The 9946-nt window shown below is 41.2% G+C and carries 3 protein-coding genes, 2 tRNA genes and 4 rRNA genes; 1 reads left to right on the top strand and 8 read right to left on the bottom strand.

The features are described 5' to 3' along the window. Positions 1 to 93: 93 nt before the first annotated feature. Positions 94 to 1146, bottom strand: a complete 1053-nt coding sequence (locus HU137_RS12800; protein WP_182044247.1) for an AI-2E family transporter — start codon at positions 1144 to 1146, stop codon at positions 94 to 96. A gap of 162 nt (positions 1147 to 1308) precedes the next feature. On the opposite strand from HU137_RS12800, the gene HU137_RS12805 reads away from it, so the two are divergent. Next, positions 1309 to 3204 (top strand): BamA/TamA family outer membrane protein, encoded by a 1896-nt coding sequence (locus HU137_RS12805; RefSeq protein ID WP_182044248.1) that lies wholly within the window; start codon positions 1309 to 1311, stop codon positions 3202 to 3204. An 86-nt stretch (positions 3205 to 3290) separates the two neighbouring features. Here the strand turns inward: HU137_RS12805 and HU137_RS13140 are convergent, their stop codons facing one another. The 7 genes from HU137_RS13140 to HU137_RS12840 all read right to left on the bottom strand — a co-directional run bounded on the left by HU137_RS13140 (position 3291) and on the right by HU137_RS12840 (position 9453). Continuing rightward, positions 3291 to 3485, bottom strand: a complete 195-nt coding sequence (locus tag HU137_RS13140) for a T9SS type A sorting domain-containing protein (protein ID WP_394367620.1) — start codon at positions 3483 to 3485, stop codon at positions 3291 to 3293. Positions 3486 to 4047: 562 nt separating this feature from the next. Beyond that, a 5S ribosomal RNA gene (rrf, locus tag HU137_RS12815) occupies positions 4048 to 4155 on the bottom strand. A 174-nt stretch (positions 4156 to 4329) separates the two neighbouring features. Next, positions 4330 to 4437 (bottom strand): 5S ribosomal RNA (gene rrf, locus HU137_RS12820). A gap of 146 nt (positions 4438 to 4583) precedes the next feature. Continuing rightward, positions 4584 to 7361 (bottom strand): 23S ribosomal RNA (locus HU137_RS12825). A gap of 169 nt (positions 7362 to 7530) precedes the next feature. Then, positions 7531 to 7604: transfer RNA gene (locus HU137_RS12830), tRNA-Ala, on the bottom strand. Between the two features lie 81 nt (positions 7605 to 7685). Continuing rightward, positions 7686 to 7759: transfer RNA gene (locus HU137_RS12835), tRNA-Ile, on the bottom strand. Positions 7760 to 7934: 175 nt separating this feature from the next. Further along, positions 7935 to 9453 (bottom strand): 16S ribosomal RNA (locus HU137_RS12840). Together the 16S, 23S and 5S rRNA genes with 2 tRNA genes alongside form the textbook arrangement of a ribosomal RNA operon. Between the last annotated feature and the right edge of the window lie 493 nt (positions 9454 to 9946).

Consider the following 9946-nt stretch of genomic DNA (forward strand, 5'->3'; position numbering starts at 1 on the left):
GGAATAATAATTTTGATATTATTCAAATTCTTGTTGACTCAAAGATACAAAATATTTTAACTAGCCGATCTAATTGCTTGATCTTACAGAAGATTAAAGGTCTTCCTTTTCTAAAGGTGAGTTTTCTTTGGGACGATTGGAGAACTCTAATTTATAGATTCTAAACATCCAAAAGAAAAGGGAAAGTAATATAGGACCAAATATAATTCCGATGAATCCAAATAAACTAACGCCAAGAAAAACACCGAAAATGGTAACCAATGGATGTACATCTGCAATGACTTTCTGAATCCAAAGTCTGAATATATTATCTGAAAAACCGACCACGATCATACAATAGGCAAATAAAAGATAGGCATTGGTCGTTTCGCCTGTCGCCAACAAATAAAGACAAGCCGGAATATAAATGATGGCAGCTCCAATCACTGGTATCATCGCTCCAAATATGGTCAATATAAACCAGCCAAACGCACCTTCTAAACCGAAAATCAAATATCCAATATAAGCCACCAAAGACTGAAGCAAAGCGACTAATGGTACGCCTACAGCATTGGAAATGACCAATTCCCTCAGATCTTTATTTAAAATGACGAGATTCTCTGTTTTTAAAGGAATGTTTTGGTAAAACCAATTTTCCATTTTCCGGAAATTCATCAACATGAAATATAAAATCATATAGGCAATGCATAATTGCATAATTCCATTGATAGAAGTATTGAGTAGTTCTTGAACCACCTTAACCACTACAGCAGAAACATCTCCCAAATTGATTTCTTTCTGAATATCTACGCCCAACTCTTTATTGATTTGAGATAGACCAAGCTCTATTTTTTGTTGGATTTCATCTTTGCTGTCTATTGCGGCACTCACTTTATCAGTCAATAAATTAATCAAAAATAATAATGGTGTTGCAATGACCAAAACACTCGTTAGCATGAGAATAACAACTGAAAAGGTTTTATTCAATTTCCATTTATAAATCATCCATCGCAAGGGATGGATCAATAATACATACAAACAAAACGCACCCAAAATCCCTGGAACAAATGCTTTCAGATTGATTAAGATCAAAATCCCCGTTGTGAGTGCAATGATGATGAAAAACAATTGCCTTAAAATGCTATTGGATATGTATTTTCTTTGCATATACTTTGATTTAAATCAAATGTAAACCAAATCTTCTAAATTTACGAGGATAGAAACATGGTTCTTGAATTCAATTTAAAGATCTTATGATCTCTTGTTAAAAACCAAATTAAAATTTCAAACCAATAAATTTCGATTAAATTTACATTGTTTATTTGATGAATGCTTCACAATTTGGTAAAAAATCTATTGGTAGTTTTGTTTGTCTTAGGCTTTGTTTCCTATTGCTTTTCACAAGAAGTTGGGAAAAAAGACTCTATTCCCAATCCTTCCGAAACATCTGAAAATAAAGAAGATAACTTCCAAGAATCACTTGAAAATTATCGAAATAAAAATAAATTCAATCGATTTGTCCATAAATTATTGGTCAAAAAGCCCGGAACAAAAAAAGCCTCCAAAACTTCTGATCGATTTGGTGAAACCCAATCCAATTATTTAAATTTTGAAGGAAAAATCATCCGAAACATCAACATTACGACTCTGGATCCTTTTGGATTTTCTGTTATAGATACCCTGGATATTCCCGAAAAATTTATAGAAAAAGCCGGAAATGCGGTTCATGTCAAAACTAAAAAGTATGTGATAAGAAACTATATTCTGGTAAAAAAAGGAGAAAAACTGGATTCTTTAAAACTCATCGAATCTGAACGTTTGATCAGGAGTGAACGGTTTACGCGAAGAGTAAAAATTGATTTGGTAGCTGTCAATGAAGATAGTGTGGATGTTAATTTCCGTACGTTGGATGCATGGACCATCGCGCCCAATCTAACGCTTTCCGGAAGTAAAGTTGGCGTGCGGCTGAGAGACCGAAATTTCATGGGTTTGGGACATGATTTTGACAATCGGTATAGACAAAATTTCGAAAATGGAAAATACCAGTTTCAAACCCGATATTCCATCCCAAATATCCAAAGATCTTTCATAGGATTTCGCATTGGATATTCAAGTTTTGAAGAAAATGAATATACCAAATCGGTTGCACTGGAAAGACGTTTTTTCTCACCATTGACCAGATGGGCAGGAGGCGCATTGATAGGACAAAGAACCTATAGAGATTCTATTCCAAATTCGGTTGGAATAGGCACTCAGGATTATAAATATGATTTACAAGACTATTGGGGTGCCGTTTCATTTCAGTTGTTTAAAAAAGAAAAATCTGCAGCTGAGAGGGTCAATAATTTGATTTTATCATCGCGCTATTTCCAAGTCAATTATGTAAAAAGCCCTATTCCTGAACTAGATCCGGTCAATTTTTATGCAGATGAACAATTTTATTTATTGGGAATCGGTGTTTCCAGACGAGGGTTTGTGCAAGACCGGTACATCGTCAATTATGATATCGTGGAAGATATTCCCATCGGTCTTTCCTATGGAATCACGACAGGTATTCAAAATAAAAACAACCGAAATCGATTTTATTTAGCCGGTGGATTTAAAATGGGAAATTATTATCGGCTTGGATTTTTCGGATTTGAAATGGAGTATGGAGGATTTTTGGTAGAGGACAATAAAACGGAACAATCCGTATTTTCTTTCGGCACCAATTATTTTACCAGATTGATGTCCTGGGGAAGATGGAAATTCAGAAATTTCATCTCGTCTCAAATCATCATAGGTAATAATCGGGTAGACTCCCGAGGTGACCGATTGACTTTAAATGAAAATGATCCTCAAGGCATCCCCGGATTTTATAGTAAAGATGTAATTGGAACCAATAAATGGTTGACCAATTTTCAAATCCAAACCTATTCACCATACGAATTTCTAGGTTTCCGCTTTTCCCCTTTTCTCAATTCTTCTTTAGGTTTAATCAGTAATGAAGGAGAGAATTTAACCGATGGGAAAATGTACGCCAAAATAGGTTTGGGCATATTATTTACCAATGATTATTTGGTGTTCAGTAATTTCCAACTTTCCCTTGCTTGGTACAATACCATTCCGGGAATTGGAGATAACCTATTCAAAACCAATACATTTAACAACAATGATTATGAATTAATGAATTTTGAATTTGGTAAACCCGAATTGATCCCTTATAATCCTTACATCGTCCATTAAAAATCTGCCAAAAATTCAAAACAATTTTTGACAGATTCAAGTATGAAAGATTATTCACACACTATAATCCTTTTCGTGATAACATTTTAATGGTCAAGTTTAATTTTCGCCAAATAAATCCCGGTTGGAATTGACAATTGAATTTCTTCCTTAGAAATTGAGTTGAAGTATTTATGGAATACCAATTTCCCATCTAAATTTAGAATTGAAATTTCAGCAATATAATAGGTTTTTCCTAAATCTATAGTAAAATAATTATTCAAAGGGTTGGAATAAATCAATACAGAAACCTGCTTTTCAAGACATTAGACTCGCAAAAGATTGTCTATGGTTTTAGAATAATGATTTAAGATTAAGAATTTGAAATTAAGAGGATGAATTCCGGTGGATTTCAGGTATAAAAATCAGGTGAATGAATATTTGATTTATTGAGTGGTTGAGTTTATGAATAATTGAGTAATAAAAAACTTTAAACCTTGAACGTTAAACGAAATTTCTTGAAACAAAAAAAGCTCATCAAAATTAATTGATGAGCTTTTAAAAAAGACTGGCGGCCCGAAGCACTGCTTCGGCTACTCTCCCACTTTCGTAGCCCCGATGTTTCGGGGTCGGCGCTGGCAGGCTTATCCGCCGCGGCGGATCGGATTGTTAAGAGGTAATCCCTGTCGCTATTTTTTTACGTAGCTGGTTGAATTATTGAATGGTTGAGTGATTGAGTGACGGAGTGGTTGAGTAACAGAATATTTGAACCTTAAACCATAAACCTTGAACTTTGAACTTTAAATCTTAAATCTAATAAACAAAAAAATCCTTACCACAAATGTGATAAGGATTTCATAAAAAGACTGGCGGCGACCTACTCTCCCACTTTCGTAGTACCATCGGCGCTGGCAGGCTTAACTTCTCTGTTCGGAATGGGAAGAGGTGAGCCCTGCCGCTATAACCACCCTAAGTTTTTAGCCCTTAGAGGCGTATATTTTGACNGAATGAATATTTGATTTGTTGAGTGGTTGAGTTTATGAATAATTGAGTAATAAAAACATTAAACTTTAAACCTTGAACGTTAAACGAAATTTCTTGAAACAAAAAAAGCTCATCAAAATTAATTGATGAGCTTTTAAAAAAGACTGGCGGCGACCTACTCTCCCACTTTCGTAGTACCATCGGCGCTGGCAGGCTTAACTTCTCTGTTCGGAATGGGAAGAGGTGAGCCCTGCCGCTATAACCACCCTAAGTTTTTAGCCCTTAGAGGCGTATATTTTGACATCTGGAAGGTCGATAAATCGACATTAGATTATAATTTTGTTGATTTCCATCTTCCGACTTCCATCATCCATCTTTTAAATAATTCAAAAACAATAACCAACAACACGCAGCGGTTAGCAAAGTTTATGGGTAATTAGTACTACTCGACTTTGACATCACTGCCTTTACATCTGTAGCCTATCAACGTTGTCATCTCCAACGACCCTTAAAAGAAGTCTCATCTTGTGGCAAGTTTCGCACTTATATGCTTTCAGTGCTTATCTTAACCGAACGTAGCTACTCAGCGGTGCACCTGGCGGCACAACTGATACACCAGAGGTTCGTTCAACTCGGTCCTCTCGTACTAGAGTCAAGCCCACGCAAACTTCTAACGATCACAATAGATAGAGACCGAACTGTCTCACGACGTTCTGAACCCAGCTCGCGTGCCACTTTAATGGGCGAACAGCCCAACCCTTGGGACCTTCTCCAGCCCCAGGATGTGACGAGCCGACATCGAGGTGCCGAACCTCCCCGTCGATGTGAGCTCTTGGGGGAGACTAGCCTGTTATCCCCGGAGTACCTTTTATCCTATGAGCGATGGCCCTTCCATACGGAACCACCGGATCACTATGTCCTGCTTTCGCACCTGATCGACTTGTAGGTCTCACAGTCAAGCGGGCTTATGCCATTACACTCTACGCACGGTTACCAAGCGTGCTGAGCCCACCTTTGAAAGCCTCCGTTACTCTTTTGGAGGCGACCACCCCAGTCAAACTACCCACCACGCAATGTCCCTCAGCTCAGCCGAGGTTAGGCTCCAGATAAACAAAGGGTGGTATTTCAACGTCGACTCCACACACACTGGCGTGCATGCTTCAAAGTCTCCCACCTATCCTACACATTGTTTACCCGAAGTCAATACGAAGCTATAGTAAAGGTTCACAGGGTCTTTTCGTCCCATTGCGATTAACCGGCATCTTCACCGATACTACAATTTCACCGAGCTCGTGGTTGAGACAGTGCCCAGATCGTTACACCATTCGTGCAGGTCGGAACTTACCCGACAAGGAATTTCGCTACCTTAGGACCGTTATAGTTACGGCCGCCGTTTACCGGGGCTTCAGTCAAGAGCTTCGCTAAAAGCTAACCCCCTTCCTTAACCTTCCGGCACCGGGCAGGTGTCAGACCCTATACGTCATCTTTCGATTTTGCAGAGTCCTGTGTTTTTGATAAACAGTCGCCTGGGCCTTTTCACTGCGGCTGACATTGCTGTCAGCGACCTTTCTCCCGAAGTTACAGGTCTATTTTGCCTAGTTCCTTAACCACGATTCACTCGAGCGCCTGAGGATACTCTCCTCGACCACCTGTGTCGGTTTGGGGTACGGGCTGCTTCACTCGCTATTTCTTGGATGAGACTTCACTAGATTATCACGCCACCCGAAGGCTTTGTGTACTATCCCTAGTTTACCTAGGTTCAACGTACTATTCCGTCAGTACGCACTAGCTACTTCTCACCGTCACTTTGTTGTGAGCAGGTACGGGAATATTAACCCGTTTGCCATCCACTTCCCCTTTCGGGTATATGTTAGGACCCGACTAACCCTCAGCTGATTAGCATAGCTGAGGAAACCTTGGTCTTGCGGCGTGCGGATTTCTCATCCGCATTATCGTTACTCATGCCTACATTTTCTTTTCTATAAGCTCCACAATTCCTCGCCGGAACTGCTTCTGCGCCGATAGAATGCTCCCCTACCACTCGGCTTAGCCGAGTTCATAGCTTCGGCAGTATACTTATGCCCGATTATTATCCATGCCGGATCGCTCGACTAGTGAGCTGTTACGCACTCGTTAAATGAATAGCTGCTTCCAAGCTAACATCCTAGCTGTCAATGCAATCCGACCGCGTTTGGTCAACTTAGTATACATTTGGGGGCCTTAGCTGATGATCTGGGTTCTTTCCCTCTCGGACATGGACCTTAGCACCCATGCCCTCACTGCTGTGAAACATATCTTAGCATTCGGAGTTTGTCAGGAATTGGTAGGCGGTGAAGCCCCCGCATCCAATCAGTAGCTCTACCTCTAAGATACTTAACACAACGCTGCACCTAAATGCATTTCGGGGAGTACGAGCTATTTCCCAGTTTGATTAGCCTTTCACCCCTACCCACAGTTCATCCCAAGACTTTTCAACGTCAACGGGTTCGGTCCTCCACTTTGTGTTACCAAAGCTTCAACCTGACCATGGGTAGATCACAAGGTTTCGCGTCTAATACCACTGACTATCCGCCCTATTCAGACTCGCTTTCGCTTCGGCTCCGTAGCTGAACTACTTAACCTTGCCAGTGACATTAACTCGTAGGCTCATTATGCAAAAGGCACGCCGTCACCCGTAGGCTCCGACCGCTTGTAAGCGTATGGTTTCAGGTTCTATTTCACCCTTCTATTCGAAGTGCTTTTCACCTTTCCTTCACAGTACTAGTTCACTATCGGTCTTCGAGGAGTATTTAGCCTTGGAGGATGGTCCCCCCATATTCAAACAGGATTTCACGTGTCCCGCCTTACTCGTTATAACTAATATATGCCTTTCGCGTACAGGACTTTCACCTTCTTTGGTTAACCTTTCCAGGTTATTCTGCTAAACATATAAAAGCTTTAGGGCTAATCCGCGTTCGCTCGCCACTACTTGCGGAATCTCAATTGATTTCTTTTCCTATTGGTACTTAGATGTTTCAGTTCCCAACGTTCGCCCCCATTACTGGGTACTATGCCTTCAACATAGTGGGTTGCCCCATTCGGAAATCTGCGGATCAAATTGTATGTGCCAATCCCCGCAGCTTATCGCAGCTTATCACGTCCTTCATCGCCTCTCGAAGCCTAGGCATCCGCCATACGCTCTTAGTAACTTTTTTCTAACCGCCGCTCTCGTGTTCGGTTATTGTTTTTGTTTTATTCTTTATTATAATGCTCATTGTATATCGCTATACAAATGAAATTGTCTATTTCTCGTTATTTTCTTCCAGTATGTCAATGAACTCTTCAGTCCCTAAATCCCCTAAGAGATTTTCTATCAGGACTCTGTGGAGAATATCGGAGTCGAACCGATGACCTCCTGCGTGCAAGGCAGGCGCTCTAGCCAGCTGAGCTAATTCCCCTCTTTTTGTTTAGTTTAACGTTTTAGGTTTAATGTTTCAAGTTAACCTTGAACTTTAAACTTTGAACTTTAAACCTCTCAGTAGTCTCAGGCAGACTCGAACTGCCGACCTCTACATTATCAGTGTAGCGCTCTAACCAGCTGAGCTATGAGACTCTTTCTCAAAAAAGAGTGGTCTTTTTCGAAGTTTGAAGTTTGATTTTGGATAGTTAAATATTATGCTAACATCCCTTTTCGTATTTCGAACTTCGTATAGTATAAAAAGAAGAAAAAAACCTAAAAAAACAGTCAACCTTTGCGTTAATTGACAGAAAAATTCGTCGTACTCTATATAAGAGATGTTCCAGCCGCACCTTCCGGTACGGCTACCTTGTTACGACTTAGCCCTAGTTACCAGTTTTACCCTAGGTAGCTCCTGTTACGGTCACCAACTTCAGGTACCCCCGGCTTCCATGGCTTGACGGGCGGTGTGTACAAGGCCCGGGAACGTATTCACCGCAACATGGCTGATTTGCGATTACTAGCGATTCCAGCTTCATAGAGTCGAGTTGCAGACTCCAATCCGAACTGAGACCGGCTTTCGAGATTCGCATCTATTCACATAGTAGCTGCCCTCTGTACCGGCCATTGTAGCACGTGTGTGGCCCAAGGCGTAAGGGCCGTGATGACTTGACGTCGTCCCCACCTTCCTCGCAACTTGCGTTGGCAGTCTCACTAGAGTCCCCGTCTTGAAACGCTGGCAACTAGTGATAGGGGTTGCGCTCGTTATAGGACTTAACCTGACACCTCACGGCACGAGCTGACGACAGCCATGCAGCACCTTGCATTCTGTCCGAAGAAAGATCTGTTTCCAGATCGGTCATTATACATTTAAGCCTTGGTAAGGTTCCTCGCGTATCATCGAATTAAACCACATGCTCCACCGCTTGTGCGGGCCCCCGTCAATTCCTTTGAGTTTCATTCTTGCGAACGTACTCCCCAGGTGGGATACTTATCACTTTCGCTTATCCACTGAATCTTGCGACCCAACAGACAGTATCCATCGTTTACGGCGTGGACTACCAGGGTATCTAATCCTGTTCGCTCCCCACGCTTTCGTCCCTCAGCGTCAGTTAAAATTTAGTAACCTGCCTTCGCTATCGGTATTCTGTGTAATATCTATGCATTTCACCGCTACACTACACATTCTAGCTACTTCAATTTTACTCAAGACCTGCAGTTTCAAAGGCAGTTCGACAGTTAAGCTGCCGGCTTTCACCTCTGACTTACAGGTCCGCCTGCGGACCCTTTAAACCCAATAAATCCGGATAACGCTTGCACCCTCCGTATTACCGCGGCTGCTGGCACGGAGTTAGCCGGTGCTTATTCATACAGTACCTTCAACACCCTTCACGAAAGGTGGTTTATTCCTGTATAAAAGCAGTTTACAACCCATAGGGCCGTCTTCCTGCACGCGGGATGGCTGGATCAGGCTCTCACCCATTGTCCAATATTCCTCACTGCTGCCTCCCGTAGGAGTCTGGTCCGTGTCTCAGTACCAGTGTGGGGGTTCACCCTCTCAGGCCCCCTAATGATCATCGACTTGGTGAGCCGTTACCTCACCAACTATCTAATCATACGCATGTCTATCCTAATCCGATAAATCTTTTAACTCTAAACGATGCCGTTCTAAGTTTTATACGGTATTAATCCAAGTTTCCCTGGGCTATCCCATTGATTAGGGCAAGTTACATACGCGTTACGCACCCGTGCGCCGGTCTCCGATTCCCGAAAGAATCATACCCCTCGGCTTGCATGTGTTAAGCCTCCCGCTAGCGTTCATCCTGAGCCAGGATCAAACTCTCCGTTGTTAAAAATTTTTGATGTTTTTATACTTCGAATTTTGTATCCTATCTTGCTCGAATTGACCGTTTTTCTATTCTAGGCTTTTTTTCTTCTTTTCTATTATTTCAAATGAACTTCTCGTTTCTTTTTCACTTAATTCGTCTCTCTGTTTCTCTAAGCGGCTGCAAAGGTAACCATCTTTTTTAAACTACAAAATAAATTTTCAATTTTTTTCGAATTTATTTTTTTAACTTATTTTCGATGATCGGCTCTTTGACTTTCCATTTTCTCGTCTCCTCGAATCGGGCTGCAAAAGTAAGCATCTTTTTCACTCTGACAAATTATTTTTGATCTTTTTTGAAAGTTTTTTTCTTAACCCGCAAATCTTAATCTATCTAATAATTATACCTTAATGATCGTCTCTGCTTATTCAGCTTCCCTCACATTTTAAACATAGTTCCTTTCGTAAGGGGTTGCAAAGATAACATCATCTATCCCACTTTACCAAATGTTTTTTGA

This window comes from Moheibacter lacus (genome assembly GCF_014042165.1).
GTDB lineage: Bacteria > Bacteroidota > Bacteroidia > Flavobacteriales > Weeksellaceae > Moheibacter > Moheibacter lacus.

Bases quoted from the DNA above. Each gene is read 5' to 3' on its own strand.
- HU137_RS12805 (WP_182044248.1), top strand. From the start codon at position 1,309: ATGCTTCACAATTTGGTAAAAAATCTATTGGTAGTTTTGTTTGTCTTA.
- HU137_RS12800 (WP_182044247.1), bottom strand. From the start codon at position 1,146: ATGCAAAGAAAATACATATCCAATAGCATTTTAAGGCAATTGTTTTTC.